General features: G+C 35.4%; 23 protein-coding genes. 5 read left to right on the forward strand and 18 right to left on the reverse strand.

The genetic code is table 11. The annotated features are described in order from the left end of the window. Positions 1–85: 85 nt before the first annotated feature. Positions 86–1,672 carry an L-lactate permease gene (locus ACI6PB_RS07505; RefSeq protein WP_025085516.1) on the forward strand — a complete coding sequence of 529 codons (1,587 nt, stop codon included), beginning with the start codon at positions 86–88 and terminating at the stop codon, positions 1,670–1,672. Between the two features lie 292 nt (positions 1,673–1,964). Beyond that, complete coding sequence (locus ACI6PB_RS07510; protein ID WP_056955731.1) at positions 1,965–2,336, forward strand: hypothetical protein; 372 nt, start codon at positions 1,965–1,967, stop codon at positions 2,334–2,336. A gap of 3 nt (positions 2,337–2,339) precedes the next feature. On the opposite strand, the gene ACI6PB_RS07515 is transcribed toward ACI6PB_RS07510, so the two are convergent. From ACI6PB_RS07515 to tyrS, 7 genes are all read right to left on the reverse strand, one after another. Next, positions 2,340–3,152 (reverse strand): Cof-type HAD-IIB family hydrolase, encoded by an 813-nt coding sequence (locus tag ACI6PB_RS07515; protein ID WP_309510875.1) that lies wholly within the window; start codon positions 3,150–3,152, stop codon positions 2,340–2,342. Between the two features lie 136 nt (positions 3,153–3,288). Further along, on the reverse strand, positions 3,289–4,437 hold the full coding sequence (locus tag ACI6PB_RS07520; protein ID WP_025086150.1) for a quinone-dependent dihydroorotate dehydrogenase: 1,149 nt from the start codon (positions 4,435–4,437) through the stop codon (positions 3,289–3,291). After that, entirely contained in the window at positions 4,437–5,072 is a 636-nt protein-coding gene (gene pyrE / locus ACI6PB_RS07525) for an orotate phosphoribosyltransferase (RefSeq protein ID WP_404327232.1), read from the reverse strand. Before pyrE ends, ACI6PB_RS07520 begins: the two co-directional genes overlap by 1 nt. Next, positions 5,072–5,764 carry an orotidine-5'-phosphate decarboxylase gene (gene pyrF, locus ACI6PB_RS07530; protein ID WP_025086152.1) on the reverse strand — a complete coding sequence of 231 codons (693 nt, stop codon included), beginning with the start codon at positions 5,762–5,764 and terminating at the stop codon, positions 5,072–5,074. Before pyrF ends, pyrE begins: the two co-directional genes overlap by 1 nt. 2 nt (positions 5,765–5,766) lie before the next feature. After that, positions 5,767–7,050, reverse strand: a complete 1,284-nt coding sequence (locus tag ACI6PB_RS07535; protein ID WP_404327233.1) for a dihydroorotase — start codon at positions 7,048–7,050, stop codon at positions 5,767–5,769. After that, positions 7,051–7,950: an aspartate carbamoyltransferase catalytic subunit gene (locus ACI6PB_RS07540; RefSeq protein WP_025086154.1), complete on the reverse strand. Its 900-nt coding sequence runs from the start codon at positions 7,948–7,950 to the stop codon at positions 7,051–7,053. Between the two features lie 266 nt (positions 7,951–8,216). Continuing rightward, positions 8,217–9,461: a tyrosine--tRNA ligase gene (tyrS, locus tag ACI6PB_RS07545; protein ID WP_404327234.1), complete on the reverse strand. Its 1,245-nt coding sequence runs from the start codon at positions 9,459–9,461 to the stop codon at positions 8,217–8,219. 342 nt (positions 9,462–9,803) lie between these two features. On the opposite strand from tyrS, the gene ACI6PB_RS07550 reads away from it, so the two are divergent. Then, positions 9,804–10,370 (forward strand): histidine phosphatase family protein, encoded by a 567-nt coding sequence (locus tag ACI6PB_RS07550; RefSeq protein WP_404327235.1) that lies wholly within the window; start codon positions 9,804–9,806, stop codon positions 10,368–10,370. Positions 10,371–10,429: 59 nt separating this feature from the next. Here ACI6PB_RS07550 and yihA read toward each other — a convergent pair whose 3' ends face one another. From yihA to rpsO, 7 genes are all read right to left on the reverse strand, one after another. Further along, on the reverse strand, positions 10,430–11,011 hold the full coding sequence (gene yihA, locus ACI6PB_RS07555) for a ribosome biogenesis GTP-binding protein YihA/YsxC (protein ID WP_025085879.1): 582 nt from the start codon (positions 11,009–11,011) through the stop codon (positions 10,430–10,432). A gap of 48 nt (positions 11,012–11,059) precedes the next feature. Then, positions 11,060–12,307, reverse strand: a complete 1,248-nt coding sequence (gene clpX / locus ACI6PB_RS07560; protein WP_404327236.1) for an ATP-dependent Clp protease ATP-binding subunit ClpX — start codon at positions 12,305–12,307, stop codon at positions 11,060–11,062. A gap of 139 nt (positions 12,308–12,446) precedes the next feature. Next, positions 12,447–13,733, reverse strand: a complete 1,287-nt coding sequence (gene tig, locus ACI6PB_RS07565; RefSeq protein WP_025085881.1) for a trigger factor — start codon at positions 13,731–13,733, stop codon at positions 12,447–12,449. A 223-nt stretch (positions 13,734–13,956) separates the two neighbouring features. Beyond that, a complete protein-coding gene (gene tuf, locus ACI6PB_RS07570) occupies positions 13,957–15,147 on the reverse strand; it encodes an elongation factor Tu (protein WP_054643611.1) in 1,191 nt (396 codons plus the stop codon). Positions 15,148–15,352: 205 nt separating this feature from the next. After that, positions 15,353–16,300: a tetratricopeptide repeat protein gene (locus tag ACI6PB_RS07575; RefSeq protein WP_025085882.1), complete on the reverse strand. Its 948-nt coding sequence runs from the start codon at positions 16,298–16,300 to the stop codon at positions 15,353–15,355. A gap of 36 nt (positions 16,301–16,336) precedes the next feature. Next, positions 16,337–18,034 (reverse strand): ribonuclease J, encoded by a 1,698-nt coding sequence (locus ACI6PB_RS07580; protein ID WP_309510869.1) that lies wholly within the window; start codon positions 18,032–18,034, stop codon positions 16,337–16,339. Between the two features lie 173 nt (positions 18,035–18,207). Then, positions 18,208–18,477: a 30S ribosomal protein S15 gene (gene rpsO, locus ACI6PB_RS07585; protein WP_056955653.1), complete on the reverse strand. Its 270-nt coding sequence runs from the start codon at positions 18,475–18,477 to the stop codon at positions 18,208–18,210. 215 nt (positions 18,478–18,692) lie between these two features. Between rpsO and rpsT the strand changes: the two genes are divergently transcribed. Then, positions 18,693–18,941, forward strand: a complete 249-nt coding sequence (rpsT, locus tag ACI6PB_RS07590) for a 30S ribosomal protein S20 (RefSeq protein WP_025085884.1) — start codon at positions 18,693–18,695, stop codon at positions 18,939–18,941. Positions 18,942–19,018: 77 nt separating this feature from the next. Here the strand turns inward: rpsT and holA are convergent, their stop codons facing one another. After that, entirely contained in the window at positions 19,019–20,032 is a 1,014-nt protein-coding gene (gene holA / locus ACI6PB_RS07595) for a DNA polymerase III subunit delta (RefSeq protein ID WP_025085885.1), read from the reverse strand. Beyond that, positions 20,007–21,155 (reverse strand): ComEC/Rec2 family competence protein, encoded by a 1,149-nt coding sequence (locus ACI6PB_RS07600; protein ID WP_404351042.1) that lies wholly within the window; start codon positions 21,153–21,155, stop codon positions 20,007–20,009. Before ACI6PB_RS07600 ends, holA begins: the two co-directional genes overlap by 26 nt. Positions 21,156–21,193: 38 nt before the next feature. Here ACI6PB_RS07600 and ACI6PB_RS07605 point away from each other — a divergent pair, with 38 nt between their 5' ends. Then, positions 21,194–22,228, forward strand: a complete 1,035-nt coding sequence (locus tag ACI6PB_RS07605) for an IS30 family transposase (RefSeq protein ID WP_059075255.1) — start codon at positions 21,194–21,196, stop codon at positions 22,226–22,228. Positions 22,229–22,290: 62 nt separating this feature from the next. On the opposite strand, the gene ACI6PB_RS07610 is transcribed toward ACI6PB_RS07605, so the two are convergent. Next, positions 22,291–23,517 carry a ComEC/Rec2 family competence protein gene (locus ACI6PB_RS07610; RefSeq protein WP_404327239.1) on the reverse strand — a complete coding sequence of 409 codons (1,227 nt, stop codon included), beginning with the start codon at positions 23,515–23,517 and terminating at the stop codon, positions 22,291–22,293. A gap of 2 nt (positions 23,518–23,519) precedes the next feature. Beyond that, the gene (locus tag ACI6PB_RS07615; RefSeq protein ID WP_041501690.1) at positions 23,520–24,548 is read right to left on the reverse strand and encodes an IS30 family transposase; all 1,029 of its coding nucleotides are present in this window, start codon (positions 24,546–24,548) and stop codon (positions 23,520–23,522) included. Between the last annotated feature and the right edge of the window lie 58 nt (positions 24,549–24,606).

Consider the following 24,606-nt stretch of genomic DNA (forward strand, 5'->3'; position numbering starts at 1 on the left):
TGGGAAAATATTTTCCTGCTTTTCTACTAAATGGATAAGTAAAACATTATATAATGATTAAAATACATTTATAAGGGGAAATTTAATGATTGTCGTTGCTTTATCAGCTGTTATTCTGCCACTAATACTCTTGGGAATTATCAACATGCCTGCAACTAAGGGTATGTCGATCAGTGCTTTCATTGTTTTGTTAGAGGGTTATTTTCTTTGGAAGATGCCTGCAAAAGCCTTGTTAGCTTCTATTTTTCAATCAATTCATAAAGCTTTACCCATCCTCTGGATTCTTTTTGGCGCTTTGATGATGCTTAATATTTTGCAGCATACCGGTGCAATTGATCGTATCAATGCTGGATTTCACACCTTATCAGCTGATATGCGAATTCAACTAATTTTAGTAGCCTTCTTATTCGGAGGACTAATTGAGGGTGTCTCAGGATTTGGAACTCCAGCCATGGTTACCGCTCCATTGATGATTGCCTTAGGCTTTTCACCTATGGCTGCTGTTACATTGGCCTTAATTGCCGATTCTACGCCTGCTTCGTTTGGAGCCGTCGGGACACCATTAACAGTTGGTTTGAGTAACGTCAATGAAAAAAGTACCTTCCTCAATTCCATTGGTCAACGAATCACACAATTAGATTTCTTTGCTGGTACTTTTATGCCTTTAATGCTGGTCTTTATCTTAATCTTTGTCTTCGGCAAAAATGATGGTAATCAAAAAAAGGACTTTATAAAGTTGGTCCCTTGGTCATTATTTATTGGATTAGTCTATAGTATCTTTGCTCTCTTAGTTTCATTTGTGCTCAGTTACGAATTTGTTTCTATTTTGGCTCCATTTGCAACTATTATCATCGCTATTTTAACTATCAAATTAAAATTCTTATTGCCTAAAGATAGTTTTACGAAACCTTGGACTACCTCTACAAAAACAATTGCTTCGGAAAAGAAAATGTCTTTGTTAACAGCTTGGTCACCATACATCATTGTTATCCTAATGCTTTTAGCTACACGGACAATTGCTCCATTGAAAGAGTTCTTAGTAACTAATATCAATTTATCATGGAAAAACATTTTAGGATTTTCACAAATTAATTCTGACTGGGAATTTCTATATTCTCCAGGTACATTATTAACGATTGCTGTTATCTTGGGGTTATTAATTCAAGTTAAAACCCTGAAAAACTTCTTCCCCATTGCTAAAAAAGTTGCTCTATCAATGAAATCAACTGCTTTAGCTTTAGTTGTGACCTTGATCATGGTTCAGGTCTTCACTAATTCTGAAATCAATTTAACCAAGCTACCTAGTATGCCGATGTATATTGCTGAAATCATTTCCAAATATCTCTCTGGTATCTGGATCATCATTGCTCCGTTTCTCGGTCAACTAGGTTCATTCGTTACTGGTAGTACAACCGTTTCAACCTTGACTTTCGGACAAATTCAGGCTGATATTGCTTCTAATGCCAACGTCAGCAAGGAACTAGTTTTAGCAGCTCAACTAATTGGTGCTGCAGCTGGAAATATGATTTGCGTTCACAATATAGTTTCTGTTAGTTCTGTTGTCGGACTCAGTGGTCAAGAAGGTAACATTTTACGCAAAACCGTTTTGCCAGCCTTATTATATGGACTTCTAGTTGGTATCATTGGTTTTATCTTTACTTTATTTATCTAAACAATCAAAAGAACGGCTTCCATTAAGTATTCAAGATAGATCCTTTACTTGAATCACTTAATAGAGGCCGTTTTTATTTTACAAAATTACGTATTAAACATACTTACCACAAGAAAAATAATTGAAATATTATTTAGTCTGGGGTAAGAATTTAAGCACATTCACACTTTAAACAAGTTTGGGTAAAAATCGAAATAATCCTTTTAGTTCAGAACTTTTTTAGTGCTTTCTAATACCTCAATCTACTTATTCAATGCTATCCTTATCACAAATAATTTACGGAAGTGATCTTATGGAAATAGGTTCTTTGGCTGAATGGGTTGAAAGTTTTGCTGAAATATTAGCTGTTTCAGTTGCGCTCTTTTTACCCTATTACCAAAAACGCAAAGCTAATAAAGAAAAAAATCAGCAAGCAAAACAGATTATTATTAAAACTGCAAATAAGCTTTTACAACAAACAAATATTCAGGAATCAATTCAATTTAAAGAACTGACAAAATTCGTTTCAATCTACTTAGTCTTAGCTACAAACGACGCCACTATTACAATTATCCAATTAGGAGATGCCATTCTCAATGTTATCGGTACTTCTGATCAATTATCGATCAAACAACAATCACAGATCAATAAACTAATTGATGATTTAAATAAAATTAAAGTATAAAAATCATTCAATAACAAACTTTTCAATCGCATTTCCCACACCATCATGATTATTATCAGTTGTTATATAGTCACTGACAGCTTTCACACCAGCCTGAGCATTGCCCATAGCTATCCCTGTTCCAGCTGTTTCAAGCATTGAAATATCATTGTCACGATCCCCAATCGCTAAAACATCTTCCAATCTAATTTCTAACTGTTGCGCTAAATATTTCACTGCCTCACCTTTGTTGACATTCTTAGGAAAAATTTCTAGATAACCAACTCCAGTTCTTACAACAAAGTAGTTGCTAAATTGTCGACTGATAAAATCAGTAATTTCATCTAAACGTTGTTCATTACCATTGATAACTGCCTTGGTAATCTCGAAATCAGCTGCTAGATCTTCTGGCTCTTTGATATACAAACCACGACCATTCTCATAGGCCATAGCAATTGTATAGTTATCGATAAATTCAAAACCACTTGTGTAGGTATTACCTTGAATATCCAAAACACAATATGGGAAAACGTGCTCTTTAACAAAACTGACAAATTCACGGTAAAAATCATTACCAAGTGTTTTTTGATAAAAAATTTCTCCATTCATATTTTCAATAATTGCTCCACCATTAGTAATCATATAATTATCATTACCCTTAATTCCGAGACTGCGTGCATAATCATACATGGCCTTGTGTGGACGACCAGAACAGAGTACAACCTTTGTTCCATTTGCTATTGCCTTTTGAATCATGACTTTATTCTTTTTTGAAATTTCTTTTGCCGTTGTCAAAAGTGTATCGTCCATATCAATAGTAATTAACTTATATCCCATAAATTTTTCCTCATCACATAAATAAAAGTAATTCTAACTTTTAAATATATTTAGAGCTACAAACTTTGAGCAATAAAAATTTTTTCATCAAAAAAAGACTGTTTAGATAGAAATCCCTATCTGACAGTCTTTTTTATTATTCTTCATGGAAAGATGCACCAGAATTGGCATCTAATTCAACTTTTTTATCTTCATTAATATCGGTAACTTCAACATCCTGTGGATTATGGCTTGGTGCTTTTGCAACAGGAGCATAATCCAAATTACGTACCACATCATTAATAGATAGTTGACGATTAATTTTTTCTAAAAGGGTTGGTCCATTGTAAATGAAACCTGTGTAAACCTGTACCAAACTAGCGCCTGCTTCTAGAGCTGTCTGTGCATCCTCAGGTGTAAAGACGCCACCAGAAAACATAATTGGTAATTCCGGGAAGGCCTGATGAATTGCTCTAGTCAGGCTCAATGATTTAAGGAAGATTGGCTTACCACTTAAACCACCACCTTCATTGCGATTGGTTGACTTCAAATTGTTATAAACTTTGCTTGGATTAGAGGCTGTGTTGGTCAAAATAATGCCGTCCATCAATCCTTTAGTTTCATTAATCAATTCAATCAATTGCTCAGCAGTAATATCATTTCCAAATTTACAAAAAACTGGTTCCTTAATGTGTAAATTATGAATTTTTTGCAATAATCTTTTGGCAACAGGAATCTCCTGCAAAGTTGTCACACCTTTTTGGTTAGGGCAGCTTTGATTCAAAGCTATATAGTCCGCAAATGAATGAATCTCTTTAATATCATCCACCATTTCGTCAACCATCTCTTCACTAGTCAATCCATGGCCAGGGGCTACACTGATACCTAATGTGACGTGTTTAGGAGTATTAGCCAAATGTTTTCTAGTTTCTTCAACGCCTAAATTGTTTAACCCCATACGATTGATGATGGCTTGATCTTCTGCCAAACGAAAAATTCGTTTCTTGGGATTACCAGGTTGATTTTCCTTAGTCACACTTCCAATTTCAACAAATCCAGCACCTAGAGCACCTAAACTATTGTAAAATTCAGCCTTTTTATCAAAACCGGCAGCAATTCCAATTGGTGAATCAAAAGTCACGCCTTTAACGGTAACTTTCAAGTCGGCTCGCTTTTTAGTTTGAAACATTGATTGTAAAACATGTGGATAGCGATTAAACATCTTTAACCCATTGGCTACTAAATGATGATCGACCTCTGGATCTACTTTAAAAATTAACGGACGAACTGCTTTATATAAATCCATTATTTACACCATCCTTCTGGGTTTTTATACCATTGTTCTAACAATTCTGTATCATTTTCCTCAATATAGTCCTGTTCTTTGGCTACCTGAATCAATGTAGGGAAATCGGTCAAGGTGTACAATTTTGTTTCTGCGGCCGCAAAATTGGTTGTACTCTCTGGTAGATCATAGGAAAAAATAGCGACTGTACCGATAACTTCAGCTCCTGTTTCACGAACAGCATCAACAGCTTTTAAAATACTACCGCCAGTTGAAATCAAGTCATCAATCAATACAACCTTATCACCAGTCTGACAGCGTCCTTCGATTTGACTCTTTTTACCGTGATCTTTTTTCTTTGGACGAACATAATTCAATGGTAAGTCAAGAATATTAGAAACTCCGGTGGCATGAGGAATTCCGGCCGTAGCAACACCGCCAATGACCTCTACTTCAGGATATTTTTCCTTAATTAAAAGTGCAAGATCTTCGGCAATTGTTTGACGGAACTTTGGATAAGCAATGGTCAAACGATTATCTGTATAAATCGGTGATTTAATTCCACTAGCCCAAGTGAAAGGTTCTTTAGGACTTAAGGTTACCGCCTTAATTTTCAATAATTGACTGGCAATGTCGATTGCTATTTTTTTATCCATTACTTACTCCACTCCTTTTCAATATTCACATAAGCATTATATTCATCTTTGGCTTGTGTGATTGGTCTTCCAACTACAATGGCGTCACTACCTAATTTTCTAGCCTGACTAGGTGTCGCAACTCGTTTTTGATCGCCAACTTGGGCTGATTTTGGACGAATTCCTGGGGTAACACAGAGGAATTCCTCGCTAGTTGCCTCTTTAATCATTGGTACTTCTAAGGCAGATGAAATAACTCCATCTGCTCCATTGTTAAATGCTAATTTGGCCAATCTTGTAACATAATCTTGTGAAGGCAATGAAACCTGTAATTCATTCGACAGTTCTACTTGTCCTAACGATGTTAATTGAGTAACGGCCAATAATTTAGTATTAGAACCTGATAACCCTTCTTTAGCAGCTGCAATCATCTCTGCTCCACCACTAGCATGAATCGTTAACAACTGAACATCCCACTTAGCAATCATCTGACAAGTCCGTTTAACAGTGTTAGGGATATCATGTAATTTCAAATCAAGAAAAATATTATAGCCTCGTTCTCGCAAACGTTTGACAAAAGGATAGCCATATTGACAAAACATTTCTAAACCGATTTTTAAAAATAACGATTGATTCTTAGGAAATTGATTCAAAAAATTAATACATTCAAAATCATCTGCAAAATCTAATGCTACTATAACTAGTTTATCCATTTTTACTCCTCATAGTTGTTTGTATAGACTACCTTACCGTTGACATAAGTGGCCTGAACTTGTCCAAATACTGATTTTCCAATAAAAGGACTATTAGTTCCTTTAGATAAAAAGTCGGTTTCATTGATGGTATAGTCTTGATTCAAATCAATCATGGTAAAATCGGCTCTCTGATTTAATCCAATTGTTCCTACATCCTTTAGTCCAAATAATTGAGCTGGTTTCACTGTCATTAGCCCAATCAACTTTTCCAAACTGATCAATCCTGTTCTAACTAAACATGTATACATTAAAGGGAACGATGTTTCAATTCCGGTAATACCAAAAGCACTCTTTTGAAAACCTTGATTCTTCTCTTCTTTAGCATGAGGAGCATGGTCGGTCGCAATCATATCGATCGTACCATCTTCTAAACCGTCCAATAATGCCGTTTGATCTTCTTTTGAACGCAATGGCGGATTCATCTTAAAATTAGCGTCATCTGTCACGATATCTTTGTCGCTAAGTAATAAGTGGTGTGGTGTCACTTCACAAGTAACATTAATTCCGGCATCTTTGGCCATTCTAACTAAATTCACGCCATCTTTAGTCGAAATATGACAAACATGATAATGCACACCAGTTTCTTTAGCTAAAACTAAGTCACGAGCCAATTGTGAAGTCTCGGCTGCTTGTTTGATTCCAGGCAAACCTAATCGTTGTGAAGCTGAACCAAAGTTGATCACCCCATGATTGAAGAGATTCTTGTCTTCAACGTGTGCAGCCAAGTGACTGTCGATGGCTTCAATTCTTTCCATTGCAGAATACATTGACTGAGCATTCATAATCCCATGACCATCATTAGAAAAGGCAAAAGCCCCTAATTTATCCAGAGCTTCAATATCGACTAATTCATCACTAGTTTCATTCTTAGTTACCGGAGCATACTGTAAAGTATTGATTAAAGAGTTTTTTTGATTTAACTCCAACTGTTTTTGAAATTTTTCTGTATCATCAGGTACTGGAATAACATTAGGCATAGCCCCGACTGTTGTAAAACCGCCATGTGCTGAAGCTAAAGTACCTGTTTTGATGGTTTCCTTATGAACTTGACCTGGTTCACGAAAATGAACGTGTACATCAACTAATCCTGGAGCAACTAATTGTTGTTTCGCATCAATCATATGAACACCGTCGGTTGATATCTCTTCAGCAATTTGCGTAAATTTTCCATCTTCTATCAAAAGATCTGCTGGAGTTAATTGTCCTTGATAATACAATTGAGCATTCTTTATTAATGTCTTCATTTAGTTAGCACCTTTCAAAACTGATTCGATCATTGCCATTCTGACAAATGTACCATTGACCATCTGTTTAAAAATATACGATTTATCACATTCCACAACGTCATCTGCAATTTCAACTCCACGATTGACTGGGGCTGGATGCATTAACATAGCATCTGGTTTCATCAGATTAACTCGGCGCATATCCAAACCATACTTTTCAAAGTAATCAGCTTTTGAAAAGCCCTGATTCTCTTCAGCTGACAATCTTTCATGTTGAACTCGTAACAACATGACCACGTCCATTTCTTTACACAAATCATCTACTGTCTTATGAGGTCCCATAGCTTGGAATTCTGACGTATACCAAGAATTGAGTCCACCAAAGTAAACATCTGAACCTAACTGTGTCAAAATTTCAGCATCGGAATGTGCTACTCGTGAGTGACTGAGATCCCCGATGATACCTACCTTCAAACCATTTAAACGACCAAAGTGCTCAAAAATCGTCATTAAATCAAGTAAAGATTGAGAAGGATGCTGACCAGCACCGTCACCTGCGTTAATGATAGGAATACCCAAATTACGATTTAAAAGTTCATTATAATATTCATCTTTGCTGTGACGGATAACCGCTAAATCGGCTCCAACACTTTCCAATGTTCGACAAGTATCGTAGAGGCTCTCACCTTTTTTAGTTGAGGATTTTTCAGCATCAAAGACAATTTGTTGCATCCCTAATTTCATCTCTGCAACTTGGAAACTTGATTTAGTTCTTGTACTATTTTCAAAAAACATATTAACAGCAAATTTGTCTTTGCCTATCGTAGATTGCCGACCGTTCTTAAATTCCAAGGCTGCATTAAGATAATCTTGAACCTCTTGGTTGGATAATTGTGACATAGAAAGTATATTTTTCATTGTTTTCCTCCAAATTAAAAGGGGTAGCTGTCAGTCCAGCTACCCCCAAAAAGTTTAGTATTATCCCTTAAACCTTCTAGACCTCACTGGATCTGATTAAAAGTTCCCTAGTTTTTTAAGTAAACAAAAAACTCCCTATCCCACAAGGAAAGGAAGTTTACACTTTTTCTGTCAAATGTAGTTAATACCTTCCAAGCCTCACAGGACTCGATTAAAAGTTTTCGTTGCAAATAATATAAACGATTTTACATTTTCAGTCAATGGTTTTATTTAATTTTTGCCAAGAAGTACTTCTTCTTACCACGACGAATAACGATATATTTGCTATCAAATGATGTCTTAGGATCAATTTCAAGAGTCGTATCTGTTAACTTCTCTCCATTGATTCTAATAGCACCATTTTGAATGTCTTCACGTGCTTGACGCTTTGATTTATCAACGTTAGCAGCGATTAATAAATCAACTAAATTAATTGGATCAGCAGCAATTTCTTCACTAGGAACACCATGGAAAGCTTCAGCAACTTCTGTAGTTGTTAGCGCTTGGATCTCACCTGAGAATAAAACATCAGTAATTTTTTCAGCTGTCTTCAATGCTTCTTCACCGTGAACAAATTTAGTTACTTCTTGAGCCAATGTCTTTTGAGCCAATCGTTTTTCCGGTGCCGTCTTGATAGATTCAGCCAACTTGTCGATTTCCTCTTTAGACAAGAAAGTAAACTTCTTTAAGAGATTAACAACGTCTTTATCATCTTGATTAAACCAGAATTGGTAAAACTCATATGGTGAGGTCTTCTTAGGATCAAGCCAAACAGCACCACCAGCAGTTTTGCCAAATTTAGTACCATCAGCCTTTAACAATAATGGAATTGTTAAAGCATAAACTTTGGCATCTTGTCCTTCAGCTTTATGGATCAAATCAAGTCCAGCAGTTAAATTTCCCCATTGATCACCACCACCAACTTGTAATTGAACATCATGTTTACGATATAGTGTCAAGAAATCAAGTGATTGTAAGATTTGATATGTAAATTCAGTAAAGGAGATACCTACTTCTAGACGACTAGAAATGATTTCCTTATTAAGCATTGTATTGACGTTAAATAATTTACCGTAATCACGTAGAAAATCAAGGATACCAATTGGTTCTGTCCAGTCGTAATTGTTAACCATTGTAAAATCACTGAAAATATTATTAACTTGATTACTCAAAGCTTCAACATTGTGATTAACTTGGTCCATTGTTTGCATAGGACGTTCGGCTTTTTTACCACTTGGATCACCAATAGAACCTGTAGCACCACCAATAACAACATATGGATGATGTCCCGCTCTAGCAAATCTTTCCAAAGTCATAAATGGCAACAAATGACCAATATGCATAGAGTCTCCAGTAGGATCCATCCCACAGTATAACGAAATATCCTTTTCATCGATTAAGTTGCGTAGACCATCTTCATCAGATTGTTGATTGATCAAGCCACGCCATGATAATTCATCAATAATATTCATAGATTTTCCTCCAATAATTATCCCCGTTATAGAAAAAAGCGCCCCTGCAATTATGCAGGGACGCTCATGCGCGGTACCACCCAAATTCAAGTATTACTACTTGCTCTTTACTCCTATAACGTAGGACACGAATTTTAGTCTCGTATTTGATAATCTACCCTGCTTGACTCTCACCAAATGTCAATTCTCTGAACACTGAAGTAAATTACTACTTAGTTTAAAACTAAAACTATTATAAGTATGATGATACACAGGAGTAATATTTTTTTCAAGCCCTTTTTTCTTAAAAGACAATGTTATTGTATAATGTAAGTGCTTTTACGGAGGGGAAAACATGAAAAAATGCTTTATTTAATGCGCCATGGACAAACGCTTTTTAACGTTCTATGTAAGATTCAAGGCTGGTGTGACTCACCACTGACTGACAAAGGTATTGAACAAGCTAAAACAGCTGGAAAATACTTTAAAAATAACCAAATCAAATTTGACGCTGCTTTTTGCTCGACGGCTGAAAGATCTAGTGATACTTTGGAATTGGTTACTGATATGCCTTATACCCGTTTAAAAGGATTACGAGAGATGTCTTTTGGCAAATTTGAAGGTGAACACGAATACTTGAATCCTAAAATCACCGACGCTCAAAAACAATATGGCGACTTTTTTGTTCAATACGGTGGTGAAAGTGCTCAACAAAATAAAGATCGTGTTAAAAAGACTTTATTCGATATCATGAATCAAGACAATAAATCAGTTTTAGTTGTTAGTCATGCTGGTTCTATTATGAACTTTACTAGTCAATGGACTGATATTGATAAAATAAAGGATAGTGGCTTTGGTAATTGCAGCATTTTAGAATTTGAATTTGAGGATAATAAATTCACTTTTAAGAAAATCATTAATTTTAATTAAAATAATTATCATAAAAAATAGAGATAATAATCAAGTCATGATTACTATCTCTATTTTTGTTACATATGTTTTTCAATCCAGTCCCAAACTTCTTCTTTACCATACTTGGTATCAGAACTAAATAATTGTAGACCATCGGTTTGATTGATCTGCATTGCTTTTTTAACTTGACTAATAGTCTTATTCCACTGATTTCCCTTAACCTTGTCCATCTTCGTAGCCACGATTAACGTAGGAATATGATAATAACTAACAAATTGATACATTGAAATATCATCTTCACTTGGTTGATGACGACCATCAACTAAAATGACTACCCCTTTCAAAACATCACGAGTAGTTAAATATTCTTCAATCATCACTCCGAACTCTTCACGTTGTTTTTTGGAGACCTTAGCAAATCCATATCCTGGGACATCGACAAGATACAGTTGATCTTCAATATTATAGAAGTTAAGAGTTTGCGTTTTACCTGGCGTACTAGACGTTCTAGCAAAGCTTTTACGATTGATAAGAGTATTTATCAAAGAAGACTTTCCGACGTTAGAGCGGCCTAATAAGGCTATTTCTGGATAACCTTCACTTGGATATTGTTTTGAGCTTACAGCACTCAAATTCATTGACACATTATTTACCTGCATAATTCACCTCAATGAAGTAATTTTACCATAAACAAAAAAAGCTGCCCACTAGGCAACTTCTCCATTTTTAAGAATCAATTCTGGTTCTTTAACTTTTCTAACTGCTTCTTTAGTTACTTTGACACTTTCAACGTCATCACGACCCGGAATATCAAACATAGTATCGAGCATTGTTTCTTCAACAATGGATCTCAAACCACGGGCACCAGTATTTCTTTCAATTGACATCTTAGCAATTTCCTTCAAAGCACCATCAGTAAAGATCAGGTTGACCCCATCCAAGCTTAATAGTTCCTTGTATTGCTTAATAAGAGCATTCTTTGGCTTTGTTAGGATATCAACCAAATCACTCTCTGTAAGCTTCTCAAGTGCTGTTACGATTGGAATACGACCGATAAACTCAGGAATAATACCAAATTTCATCAAATCTTCAGGGATAATTTGTTGCATCAAACTCTTCTCTTCAGCAATTGTTGCTTGTTGTTCAGCGCCAAAGCCTATTGTCTTATCGCCTAAACGATTCTTAACGATTTGTTCGATACCATCAAAGGCACCACCAACAATAAAGAGAATATTAGTTGTATCGATTTGAATTAACTCTTGTTGAGGATGCTTTCTACCACCTTGTGGTGGCACGCTAGCAATTGTTCCTTCAAGAATTTTTAGAAGTGCTTGTTGAACACCTTCACCAGACACATCACGAGTGATGGAAACATTCTCGCTCTTCTTAGCAATCTTATCGATTTCATCAATATAAACAATACCATGTTCGGCCTTATCTACATCGAAGTCAGCATTTTGCAAAAGTTTCAAAAGAATGTTCTCAACATCTTCACCAACATAACCAGCTTCAGTTAATGTTGTAGCATCTGCAATTGCAAATGGTACCTTCAAAATACGAGCCAAAGTTTGAGCCAAGAATGTTTTACCGGAGCCGGTAGGTCCGATTAAAGCAATATTACTCTTTTGTAACTCTGTTTCACCATCTTTAAGGTGTTCCATTTTATTAATTCTCTTGTAATGATTATAAACGGCAACTGATAATGCCCTCTTCGCATCAGTTTGTCCAATTACATATTCATCAAGAATCCTTTTGATTTCTACAGGTGTTGGAATGTTTTCAAGATCCATTGGAGTTGAATCATTTAATTCTTCATCAATGATTTCTTTACATAAATCGATACATTCATTACAAATGTACACACCTGGTCCAGCAACAATTTTCTTAACTTGATCTTGCGTTTTACCACAGAACGAACAGCTAATTGTGCCAGTATTTTCTGTACTATCAAACATAGTTATTCTCCTTCAATAGTTCCAATTACTTTGAAAGTCTAGCATTGTAATAACTTTGAGTAAAGTAATTAGTTTGAAGCCATTGTTTTTACAAAAAAAGGAAGCCCAGTGGCTTCCCTTATCTTAGTTCACAAAAACATTATTTTTCAACAGCTGAGTCAACGATCAATTCGATGGCTTTCTTAGCGCCGATATCATGAGCAAGCATTTCATCACTAAGTGCATTTCTTACAGCGGATTCTTCCATCTTGTATTCATCTGCTAGTGACTTAACTTCACTCTTAATTTCGTCTTCTGTTGGCTTGATGTTTTCTTTAGCTACAATTGCTTCGATAACTAAGTCAGTCTTTACACGTTCTTCAGCATCCTTAGCAAATTGTTTCTTCAAGCTTTCTTCATTTGTACCTGTCATTTGATAGTACAACTTAGGATCGATACCTTGACGACGTAGGTTAGCCAAATATTGGTTCAATTGATTGTCAACTTCTGTATCAATCATAGCTTGTGGAATGTCATCGATTTTGGCATTCTTAACTGCTCCAGCAATTGCTTCTTCTTGAATGTTTTCTTCAGCAGTTTCTTTCTTTTGATCCTTGATTTCATCATGAAGTTTTGTCTTCAATTCTTCAAGTGTATCAACGTCTTCATCAACATCCTTAGCAAAGTCATCATCTAACTTAGGTAATTCTTTTGATTTAACTTCATGGATCTTTGTCTTGAAGATTGCCTTTTTACCAGCAAGTTCTTTAGCTTGGTAATCTTCTGGGAATGTAACATTTACGTCAACATCTTCATCAGCAGCATGACCAATCAATGCATCTTCAAATCCAGGAATGAATGAACCTGAACCTAATTCAAGTGAGTAGTTTTGTGCGCTACCACCATCGAATTCTTTACCATCAACAGAACCAACATAGTCAATAATAACTGTGTCGCCCTTTTCAGCCTTACCGTCTTTAAGAACAAGTTCAGCTTGTTGTTTTTGAAGATCTTTTAGACGATCCTCAACATCAGCCTTCATAACATTACGTTTTTGTTTCTTAACTTCGATGCCCTTGTATTCACCAAGTTCAACATCTGGTTTAACTGTAATAGTTGCAGTAATAGCCCATGGCTTGTCTTTTTCCATTGATTCAACACTGATTTGTGGTTGGTCAACAGGTTCTACCTTAGTTTCATCAACAGCACTTTGGTATGCATCTGGTAGAACAGCGTTCAATGCATCTTCGTACAATGCTTCTTCACCGTACATACGGTTAAAGATTTGGCGAGGAACTCTTCCTTTTCTGAATCCAGGAACATTTAAGCTCTTCTTAACACGATTAAAAGCAGTATCTAAACCTTTTTTAATTGTATCTTGGTCAATTTCAAATTTTAATTCACCAGTATTGTTTTCTTTTTTTGTAAATTTAGCCTTAGCAGACATTTATATTATCCCTCCGGTATTTCAACGATCTCATACTTTGTAATATTACCCTAAAATGGTGATATTGTAAACATTTGACGTTATTTAATAGGTTTTTTAAGACATCATTTGTATATTATATGACACTTTTTACGATTTTTAAATATCTTAGTCATAAAAAATAGCCATAAAAAAAAGAGCTGGATTAACCAACTCTTTTTTAATTATCATTACCACTTAGAAATTAGTCTAAGATTTCTGTAACAACTCCGGCACCAACAGTACGGCCACCTTCACGAACAGTAAATCTTGTACCATTTTCAATAGCAACTGGAGCAATCAAGTCAACTTCGAAAGTAACTTGGTCACCAGGCATAACCATTTCTACACCATCTGGTAGTTCAATAACACCAGTAACATCAGTTGTATGGAAGTAGAATTGTGGACGGTAGTTTGAGAAGAATGGAGTATGACGTCCACCTTCTTCTTTACTCATGATATAAACTTCACCCTTGAACTTGTTGTGAGTTTGGATTGAACCTGGCTTAGCAAGAACTTGTCCACGTTCGATTTGATCACGGTTAATACCACGTAGTAAAATACCAACGTTATCTCCGGCTTCACCTAAATCAAGTGTCTTACGGAACATTTCTAGACCAGTAACAGTTGACTTCAATACTTCTGGCTTCAAACCAACGATTTCAACTTCGTCACCAATCTTAATTTCACCACGATCGATACGACCAGATGCAACAGTACCACGACCAGTGATAGTGAAGACATCTTCAACAGGCATCATAAATGGTTTTGTATTATCACGTTCTGGTGTTGGGATGTATTCATCAACAACATCAAGTAATTCTTCAACGTGTTTGATTTCTTCTGGGTCACCTTCAAGAGCCTTCAAAGCTGAACCACGGATAACAGGAATGTCATCCCCTGGGAAATCGTATTCTGATAGAAGTTCACGAACTTCCATCTCAACTAGATCAACTAGTTCTGGATCGTCAACAAGATCAGTCTTGTTCAAGAAGACAACGATGTATTCAACACCAACTTGTCTAGCAAGCAAGATATGTTCACGAGTTTGTGGCATAGGACCATCAGTTGCAGCAACAACAAGGATAGCACCATCCATTTGTGCAGCACCAGTGATCATATTCTTAACGTAATCAGCGTGTCCTGGAGCATCGATATGTGCATAGTGACGCTTTTCAGTTTCGTATTCAACATGGGCTGTGTTGATAGTAATCCCACGTTCCTTTTCTTCTGGGGCCTTATCGATATCAGCATAATCTTCAGCCTTAGCTAAACCTTTGTCAGCCAATACCTTAGTGATTGCAGCTGTTAAAGTAGTCTTACCGTGGTCAACGTGACCAATTGTCCCAATATTTACATGGGGCTTTGTTCTCTCATAATGTTCTTTTTCTGCCATTACAAAGAATCCTCCTAAAATTTCATTTCATAAGATTGATCCAAAGAAAATGTTCTTTAGACGACTCTTTACTGAAAAATTATACTACTTTCAGAGGTGAAAGCAAAGTAATTCAAAGCAAATCACCGACTAAAAATATACTCTTTGGATTATACGGGGAGTAAACGAAATTGTAAATACTCAAAGCGAAAAAAGTTGTTTTTTTTCACTCTTGGAAGGCATTTATTAGTTCATCGAACCTTTTCAGCCAATTATTTACTTCCTTCAACCCCTGATTATCACTTATTTGTGATTCATCAACTAAACGATACCTTAAAAGCATGGCTTTTGTCCAGAGTCTTGGACTTTTTATTATTTCATCCCCAAACGGATAGACAAATGCAGCATATAGTGACAACTCACCTTTAAAGTTTTCGAGTTGAGAATCATTTTCGTCAGTTAATAATTTTTCTAATTCGTCGCACATTTTCAAATAGACATCAGTTGACATAATAGGCATTAAGTCACTCGGATTGCAAGTTTTATTTTCACCGTAGAATGAAATATCTACAGTTTCGTCAACTCCAAGCTTTAATAAGTTCTCTAATGCTTCACTCTTCAAAAGCGGATGTAGCAAGGGATTAACTAATAAAATTTTTGCATTTTTCACATAATCATCCTTGTTAAATTGTCGCAAACTTCTTAACAACTGAATTTGTTTCGGAGTTGATTCTGTAACGATGGAATATAGTCTTTTTGACAATTGATTCTTCTCTGGTTTAAAAGAACGTTCATGACGATCTTCAGCAACTTTTATTCGTTTCGTTATATCCTCCACAAATTCTGGCTTGATATGTGGCAATGTCTCTATGTCATAAAAATTTAACATTTGATTAGCTAATAGAAAGTCATTATTTTCTAGAATAATATCTAAAGCTAATTCAGCCGTTTCCGGTTCACTGAGGTAATAATTAAAATAATCTAAGATTACAGCTTCAGCGTCACCAGGCCTTTTTTGATTCAACAAAGAAGCAGCCAACCCCCTGTTAATTGAGAATGACTGCTGCATTGCATATGCCTGCGTATATAAATCTACTGCTTCAGACCAAACGCCTTGTTCAAAGGCCTCTTCCGCCTGATCAATAATTTTTTTTAGATTATCTGAGTCGTCCATACAATACCTCAACAATATCTAACTAATTAAATCAGTTTATTTTTTGGCTTTTCTATGTCTATTCTGGTTTACTTCCATAATTACAGGAAGGATTACCGGATGACGATTAGTTTGTTCATACAAGAAGTGATTTAACTTGTCGCGAACATCTTGCTTCAAATCAGACCAATCAAAATCTTTGCTGTTTTGCATATAGTCTACAATCGTTTTAACAATGATATCTGAACTTTCGCTCAAAAGATCACGGCTGGCACGCATATAAACGAATCCACGAGCCGTAATTTTAGGCTTAGCAACAACTTTCTTCTTTTTACGGTCGATTGTAGCTACCGCAATGAAAACACCGTCCTCAGCCAATAATTCACGGTCACGTAGAACAATACTTCCAATATCGCCAACGCCTTTTCCATCAATCATGGTATCTCCGGCATCAACAGCTTTAGCTTGATAGAATTGACCATTTTCGTAATTCAAGACATCTCCCTTTTTAGTAAGGAAAATATTTTGATAAGGAATACCTGTTTCATGCGCAATTCTTGCATGGGCATCCAAAAGACGATATTCCCCTTGAATAGGAATAACATTCTCTGGGTTCAAGAGGTTAATCATCAATTGTAGGTCACTCTTATTGGCATGACCTGATGAATGTTTATCATCACTCAAAGCTTTAACTTCAGCACCTGTTCGATAAATAGCATCTCTAGCTTTGGCAACAGTTGTGTCCATAGCATGTGAAGGAGTCGTAGCAATAAATACTAAATCTCCCTCTTCAATTTGAAACTTTGTCTTAGCGGCTGGATTAGCCATTTTACGAAGAACCTTGACCGGTTCACCCATCTTGCCAGTTTCAACAACCACCAATTTATTATTGTCAAAGCCCTTTAATTCCTTAGGTTTTAAGATCAGTTCTTTATTACTAATCTTCAAATAACCTAAGCTCATGGCTGTCTTAACAATTTTCTCAGCATCTGTTCCTGATAGGAAAACTCTTCTTCCTGTCTTGTCAGCAGCATCCAAAACTTGTTGCATTCTTTGAATATTTGAGGCCACTTGAGCCACAATAATACGACCATTATGGTAACTGAATGTATCCAAAATATATTCATAGATATCACGTTCGTTAGAATTCTCATAAGGGGATTCAGCATTAGCAGAATCACTCAATAAAGCTAAAACACGTTCACTACCAATTTTAGCAATGCGACCATAATCAGTCTTATAAACCGGTACAGCAGCTTGATCAAACTTAAAGTCACCGGTATAAACGATTTGGCCTTCTTCAGTCTTAATAACTGTTCCTAAGGAACCAGGAATTGAGTGAGTCGTTTTAAAGAATGAAACTGAAGCCTGCTCAAAATCAATAGCTGTGTTTTCATCGATAACGTGGAAGTCTGAGAATTTCTTGCTACGGCTGTCATTTGAACAAACAATCTTGGCTAATTCAATCGTCATTTCTGAACCGAATACAGGAATGTCGTAATCACTGATTAGGTATGGCAAAGCTCCGATTGCGTCTGCATGACCATGTGATAGGAAAATACCCACCACTTTATCAATATTCTTCTTGATGTAAGTCATATCTGGTACGACAACGTCAATTCCATAAAGATCATTATCAGGATATTGCAAACCAATATCCAAAATATAGATCTCGTCATTTACTTCTACCGCGTACATATTTTTTCCATTTTCACGTACGCCACTTAACAAAATTATTTTAATTTTTTTGCTCATTTTCATCTCTCATTTCATTAAAATAGCATAGATCATAATATCCTATTGTGATTTTTAAGTCTTTTAAGACTATTTAAGCTATACCTGTTTGTTATTCTACCATACGCGAGACGATATATAAAAAAAAGCGAAAAAAAAGAAGCCTCCCAAATGGGAAACTTCTCAAATTGATATTAACGACGTAGACCTAATGATTTGATCAAATCATGGTAACGTTGAACATCCTTGTTACGTAAGTATGCCAATAGATTACGACGGTGACCAATCTTCTTCAATAGACCAACATATGAGTGGTGGTCTTTCTTGTTAACTTTTAAGTGATCATTTAGAGAATTAATATCATAAGTTAAAACAGCAATTTGTACTTCTGGAGAACCAGTGTCTCCATCTTTACGTGCGTATTGCTTGATAATTTCATTTTTCTTTTGTTTTGAAATAGCCATTTCATTCACCTTTTCCTTATATATTTAGCCAAACTATGTCTGCGTTGGTGATTCGTCAAACAGAGCATGGTTAACACAACTAACTAATTTACTACATAATGAGTAATATTGCAATAGTGTAAAAAAAATCGACATTTCATTGCATTGCCAAAGCTAATTATGTATAATTCTATGTATTGAGTTTTAAGCTTACTAGGTAATCGGAGGTGAAATTGATGCCACAAATTAAATCAGCTATGAAACGTGTAAAGACTGCACAAAGTGCAACTCTTCGCAATGCTTCACAAAAGAGCGCTATGCGTTCAGCTATCAAAAACTTTGAAACTTCAGCTGCTAACAACACTGACAACAAAGAAGATATGTTTAGAACAGCAGTTCGTGCTATTGACATGGCTAAAGCTAAGGGTCTAATCAAGGCTAACAAAGCTGCTCGCGATAAGTCAAGACTTGCTAAATTGAATTAATCTAAGCGACCTATTATTGGTTGCTTTTTTATTTCTTTTAAAAAAGGAGTTCAGATATTATTCTGAACTCCTTTTTGCTATGCAAATTTAGCTATAAACAAATCAAACAGTAATTCCTTGTCTCCTTGTCCTGATTTAATTTGATAGTCTAGATTCACCAAATCCTGATACATAATTACTAATTGTTTCATAATCAATTTTTTAGATTGTCTATGTGACAATTTTACTCGATAAGGATGTAATTTAAGGTTTTTAGAAATCGTAGCTTCTGTTAAGCCTCTTTCAGTTAGTACCTTAACTTGAATCAAAAGACGCAATTGGGACATCAATATAGCAATCAAGAGTATCGGATCAATTTTTTGTAACAAGAATTGGTGGTAAAGTTCTTCAGCCTGATAAATATTTTTGCTCAAGATTTGATTCATCAAATCAAAAACATTGTCTTCCAATGACTGTGGTACCAATTCTTCCACTGCCTGTTTATCAATCTTCTTTGATTGTAATGCATACATCTTTAATTTAACCAATTGATTCGTTATTAAAGAGTAATTACTCTTAGTCTTGTTTATTAATAAATCCAAAGCTTCCCCATCTATTTGATAACCGTCAGCTTTTAAATCATTTTGAATCGTTCTAGTTAGAACTGGCCCTTCCATTTGACCAGCATCAACCACCGTTGCTATCTTCTTTAACTGTTTAACGATCTTTTTTCGAGCATCCAATTTATCGTATGAGGCAAAGATCACCATGATTGTTGAAGGTGTAGGATTTTGAATATACCTCAATAGTAAATCTGTATTTTGTTCAACAGCATTCTTAGCTCGTTCTGCCGTTAAAAAATAAGGGTTTTGAGCGAAAACTAATCTTCGTTCACCAAAAAATGGTGCAGAGATAGCCTCATTAATAACATCATCTAAAGGTGTCTCTTCCAAATCAAAACTAGAAAAATTCATATCTCGTTCTTCAGGCGACATGATATCTTTAAATGATTTTTGAATGTCCTTAATAAAAACTTGTTCTGCACCGGTAATCAAATAGACATTGCCCAAATTACCTTGTTTTAAATTACTTTTTAATTCTGCTATTTTCAAACGAGTCACCCTTTAAAAAAGTTGTTATCTTTTCTCTATTACCGAAAAAATCGTAATACCAAGATATCATACCATAATCAGCCGTATTTAAATATTTTACATGATGATTTTCCAGTCGTTGCAGAGTCTCATGATTGGGATGTCCGTAGCGATTATTAACTCCAGCCGAGATCAAACCTAATTTAGGTTGTGTTTTTTCCAACAATTCATCCCCAGTTGCCGTTTTTGATCCATGATGACCTAGTTTTAAATAATCAATTTTGAATTGATAATCCTTCAATATTTTTTGTTCCGAAGGAATATCTAAGTCCCCTGTAAAAAGCCATTTTTTATCTTTAATCTGCGCTAATAAAGTAAGAGAATCACTATTCTCTCCCTTTCCTTTCGCCTTTGGCCAAAGAACTTGCCAATTTATGAAACCGGTCTTTATAACATCCCCTTGACGACGACTTTTGAATTCAATTTCCGGATGATCCTGAATAACTTTTTGAATTCGCAAGTTCTGATCCAAGCCAATCCCAAAATTAACTTGTTTAACAGGAAATTTATTCAATAAAATTTCTAAATTTCCAATATGATCAACATCCTTATGTGATAAAAAGAGTTTATCGATTTTTGAAATACCTTGCGATTTCAAAAAAGGAATCGTACTATGTTCGACTTGATTGCTACTGTCTCTTTTAGCCCAAGGATTAGTCATAAATTTTAATTTGCCCGCTGTATCGATAAGAAAAGTTTTTCTTATTAACGGTGTTGTTACTAAAATACTATCTCCTTGACCTACATCAATTATATTTACTGATCCACTCAAAGGAAATTTATTGATTGTTACACCAAAAATAAAAATGATTAAATATTGATATAAATACTTATTAAGAATATTTTTACTTTCAACATAAAAGATACTTATTATCACCAATAGAACAACTGTTAAAGTATCTAGCTTACCCGTCACCAACATAAACTTGGTATTACTAGAAAAATAATCTAGAAGACTATACATACTTCCAAATAAATTATTTATATTATTCCAAATTTTTAAATTGGCGAATTTTATAATCAAGTTAGCCACTTTAGAAAAATGACAAAATAAAAACACCAAGACGTAAAAATCAGGTATCATTGGAGTTCTCACACAAACAATGAAAGAGGTTTTTCGTCTTGGTGCTAGAACAGAATATCATAAATCGTCCTAAAGGACATCATTTAACTGAAATTGAACGTGGAAAGATTGCTTCCTTTCATTCAATTGGCTACTCGAATCGCCAGATAGCTAAAGCTATCGGCGTTTCACCTCAGACTATTAATAATGAAATTAACAGAGGTACTGTTGAGCAGATCAAGAAAGTTAATGGTAAAGTTCAACACTTGAATTGCTACTTTCCTGACACTGCACATCAAAAGTATGTAAAGAACCGTAAGCTTTGCCATCGTCCTTCTAAATTCGACCAAGTCACAGCCTTTTTAGGCTTCTTTGTAAGCCAGTTCATAGATAATGGATGGTCACCTGATACGGCCGTTGGACGAGCTAAGAACGAAGAATTATTCTTAGTAGATGAAATGGTTTGTACTACTACACTTTACAAATATATTGATGAACAACGACTTGAAATCCGGAATATTGATCTGGTAGAAAAGTCAACTAGACCGACTAAGCAACATACTTCAAAAAAGCATAAGCGTCTACTTGGTCGTAGTATTGAGAAACGCCCTAAAAGTGTTGATAGCAGAGAATCCTTTGGGGACTTTGAGATAGACACGATTGTGGGCAAAAGAAATGGCCATGAGAGTGTCGTCTTAACGCTCATAGAGCGTAAGACACGCTTTGAAATAATGAGACTTATTGACGGTAGAGATGCCGACTCTGTAGATTATGCTATGAAAGAGATCATAAAGAACTATGGTGATCTTATCAATTCAATCACTGCAGACAATGGCCCTGAGTTCTCTAATCTATCATCTGATATGGCTGGCGTTGCGGATGTTTACTTCACACACCCATATACATCTTGTGAACGTGGAACAAATGAAGTACATAATCGAATGATACGTCGTGACTTGCCCAAAGGGCTGTCACTGGATACAGTCAGCCCAAAAGTAATAAGAGACATAGAATTTAAGCTCAACAATATGCCTAGAAAGTTATTGAACTATAAAACGCCACAAGAACTCTTTGCTAGTTCCTGTGGCGCTTAAAGACATATTTATAAACTTCAAATACTGATATCACTTGGATTCAATTTATTTTGTCCAAGTGGCTAACTTGTTATTGAAATTTTCGAAATTTTTAAATTAACTGATAGCGCCGAAACAAAGGTTAGAGGTAATATCACGTAAGTGAATAGAGGAATAAAAATCAGATTGATCAATAAGGTCAACCAGTTAAACTGATAAACATAAAAACAAATTACTGGTAGACTGACCAAGTTCATTTTTAATGTCATCCAAATGAATTTAGTGTTTTTATACAAGTACATAATAGCAAAAGCTAACAGAAAACTAAGTTGACCTCCCATAGTTGTTATAGCCCGTGGATCAACGAACATGCATATCAACAATGTCACACTAAATACATCAAGACTACTCAATGACCAATCAAATTTTTTAAATATGATTCCAACCATTGCCAAAACAACTGCTCGCCAAATACCACTTTTCGAACCAACTAAAATACCGTAGCTTGGCAACAAAAATAGCATTAACGTATCAACTAGTTCTAGAGGAATCTTAAAAAAAGATGTTAATTTTCTAATTAGGGTCAGAATTATTAACACGTGTAGGCCTGATAAGCTAAAAAGGTGAATAATTCCCAAAGAACTCAAAATCTTTAAAAAATCTTTATCTGAGGAATCAGTGTAACCAACTATCAAACTCTGAGCATGTATTCTTAGCCATTTTGGTAATTGTGCTAAATATTTAATGATATGAATTCGTAAAATATTTATTCTATCCTTAAAATTTCGTGGTTGGTATTCTATAAGCTTTTTAAACTTCGTAATTTCTACCTGATAATAAATATTCTGTTTAGTTAAATACTTAGCATAGTTAAATTCACCAGGATTACGTGGCTGAGCTATTGGCTCTATTTTCTTAACTTCCAATTTTGCCTGAACCATGTGATCTAATTTTTTCCAATACTGTTGTTCACGTTGTGTTTTTATTTGATAAACAAACTTTACTGTCTCTCGATCAGCTTGTAATTCTCCCGTCAATAAATCTCCATTAACTGCAATTGAATCTGGTGCTACTATTCCGTTCTGAATTTGTGGCACAGTCACTGGCGGTTTTATTAACCAGCAACGTCCAGCAAATACTACAGATAAAGCTATAATCAACAAATTAAGATTTTTATTCTTAAGCAAGGCAACTCTTATTATTAATAATAGTAAAAAAATAATGAATAATTTATTTCGAAAATTACAAGAACAAGTTAGCCACTTGTCCAAAAAATAAATACGAAATATATCAGTGCCAGAAAAGTGCATTTCTAAACTCCACAGAAACTAGTGAATAGTTCCCGTGGAGTTTTGTAGTTCAACAACTTTCTAGGCATATCATTGAGCTTTGATTCAATAGAGGATACTAAATCTGGAGCAATAGAATCGAGTGACAGCCCTTTGGGCAAGTCACGACGAATCATTCTATTATGTGCTTCATTGGTTCCTCTTTCTGAGGAAGTATATGGATGTGCAAAATAAACATCTGAAACTCCAGACATAACAGAATCGAGATTAGCAAATTCAGGACCATTATCTGCGGTTATCGAGTTGATAATGTGACCGTAATTATGTTTGATCTCTTCCATAGCGTAATCAACAGAGTCGGCATCTCTACCGTCAATAAGTCGCATTATCTCGAATCTGGATTTACGCTCAATAAGTGTTAAGACTACGCTCTCGTGACCATTTCTCTTACCAACGATAGTATCAATTTCAAAGTCACCAAAATCTTCTCGCAAGTCAACGCTCTCAGGACGTTCCTCGATACTTCTACCCAATAGACGCTTATGTTTCTTCGAAACGTGTAGCTTGGTAGATCTATTCATTTTGTCGGTTAAGTCTATATTACGTATCTCTAAACGTTGTTCATCGATGTACTTATAAAGAGTGGTAGTTGATACCATTTCATCTTTAAAGAATAACCCATCGACACGTGATCTACCTGCGATTATATCTGGAGACCACCCCTGTTTGAACTGTTCTACAAAGTAGCTTAGGAATTGTTTAACTCGATTAAACTTAGAAGGTCGATGACACTGCTTACGCAGCGTGTCATAACGTAATTGAGCGGTATCAGGGTAATAATCATTAGAGAAATATTGTTTCCCATTAACCTTTTTAACCTGTCTTACGGTCCCTCTGCGGATCTCATTATTAATAGTTTGAGGGCAAACGCCAACGGCGTGAGCAATCTTACGATTTGAGAATCCCAAAAGGTGAAGCGAAGCTATTTCACCACGTTCAATTTCAGTTAAATGGTGTCCCTTAGGTCGTATTATGGTATCATTTTCTTGCATCAAGACGAAAAACCTCTTTCATTGTTTGTGTAGGAACTCCAATGATACCTGATTTTTT

It is taken from the genome of Companilactobacillus paralimentarius, assembly GCF_963227125.1.
In the GTDB taxonomy this organism is placed as follows: Bacteria; Bacillota; Bacilli; order Lactobacillales; family Lactobacillaceae; genus Companilactobacillus; species Companilactobacillus paralimentarius.

What these genes read in the sequence shown, in the direction of transcription:
- ACI6PB_RS07505 (WP_025085516.1), top strand. Translation starts at nt 86, where the DNA reads ATGATTGTCGTTGCTTTATCAGCTGTTATTCTGCCACTAATACTCTTG.
- ACI6PB_RS07510 (WP_056955731.1), top strand. Translation starts at nt 1,965, where the DNA reads ATGGAAATAGGTTCTTTGGCTGAATGGGTTGAAAGTTTTGCTGAAATA.
- ACI6PB_RS07515 (WP_309510875.1), bottom strand. Translation starts at nt 3,152, where the DNA reads ATGGGATATAAGTTAATTACTATTGATATGGACGATACACTTTTGACA.
- ACI6PB_RS07520 (WP_025086150.1), bottom strand. Translation starts at nt 4,437, where the DNA reads ATGGATTTATATAAAGCAGTTCGTCCGTTAATTTTTAAAGTAGATCCA.
- pyrE (WP_404327232.1), bottom strand. Translation starts at nt 5,072, where the DNA reads ATGGATAAAAAAATAGCAATCGACATTGCCAGTCAATTATTGAAAATT.
- pyrF (WP_025086152.1), bottom strand. Translation starts at nt 5,764, where the DNA reads ATGGATAAACTAGTTATAGTAGCATTAGATTTTGCAGATGATTTTGAA.
- ACI6PB_RS07535 (WP_404327233.1), bottom strand. Translation starts at nt 7,050, where the DNA reads ATGAAGACATTAATAAAGAATGCTCAATTGTATTATCAAGGACAATTA.
- ACI6PB_RS07540 (WP_025086154.1), bottom strand. Translation starts at nt 7,950, where the DNA reads ATGAAAAATATACTTTCTATGTCACAATTATCCAACCAAGAGGTTCAA.
- tyrS (WP_404327234.1), bottom strand. Translation starts at nt 9,461, where the DNA reads ATGAATATTATTGATGAATTATCATGGCGTGGCTTGATCAATCAACAA.
- ACI6PB_RS07550 (WP_404327235.1), top strand. Translation starts at nt 9,804, where the DNA reads ATGCTTTATTTAATGCGCCATGGACAAACGCTTTTTAACGTTCTATGT.
- yihA (WP_025085879.1), bottom strand. Translation starts at nt 11,011, where the DNA reads ATGCAGGTAAATAATGTGTCAATGAATTTGAGTGCTGTAAGCTCAAAA.
- clpX (WP_404327236.1), bottom strand. Translation starts at nt 12,307, where the DNA reads ATGTTTGATAGTACAGAAAATACTGGCACAATTAGCTGTTCGTTCTGT.
- tig (WP_025085881.1), bottom strand. Translation starts at nt 13,733, where the DNA reads ATGTCTGCTAAGGCTAAATTTACAAAAAAAGAAAACAATACTGGTGAA.
- tuf (WP_054643611.1), bottom strand. Translation starts at nt 15,147, where the DNA reads ATGGCAGAAAAAGAACATTATGAGAGAACAAAGCCCCATGTAAATATT.
- ACI6PB_RS07575 (WP_025085882.1), bottom strand. Translation starts at nt 16,300, where the DNA reads ATGGACGACTCAGATAATCTAAAAAAAATTATTGATCAGGCGGAAGAG.
- ACI6PB_RS07580 (WP_309510869.1), bottom strand. Translation starts at nt 18,034, where the DNA reads ATGAGCAAAAAAATTAAAATAATTTTGTTAAGTGGCGTACGTGAAAAT.
- rpsO (WP_056955653.1), bottom strand. Translation starts at nt 18,477, where the DNA reads ATGGCTATTTCAAAACAAAAGAAAAATGAAATTATCAAGCAATACGCA.
- rpsT (WP_025085884.1), top strand. Translation starts at nt 18,693, where the DNA reads ATGCCACAAATTAAATCAGCTATGAAACGTGTAAAGACTGCACAAAGT.
- ACI6PB_RS07600 (WP_404351042.1), bottom strand. Translation starts at nt 21,155, where the DNA reads ATGATACCTGATTTTTACGTCTTGGTGTTTTTATTTTGTCATTTTTCT.
- ACI6PB_RS07610 (WP_404327239.1), bottom strand. Translation starts at nt 23,517, where the DNA reads ATGCACTTTTCTGGCACTGATATATTTCGTATTTATTTTTTGGACAAG.
- ACI6PB_RS07615 (WP_041501690.1), bottom strand. Translation starts at nt 24,548, where the DNA reads ATGCAAGAAAATGATACCATAATACGACCTAAGGGACACCATTTAACT.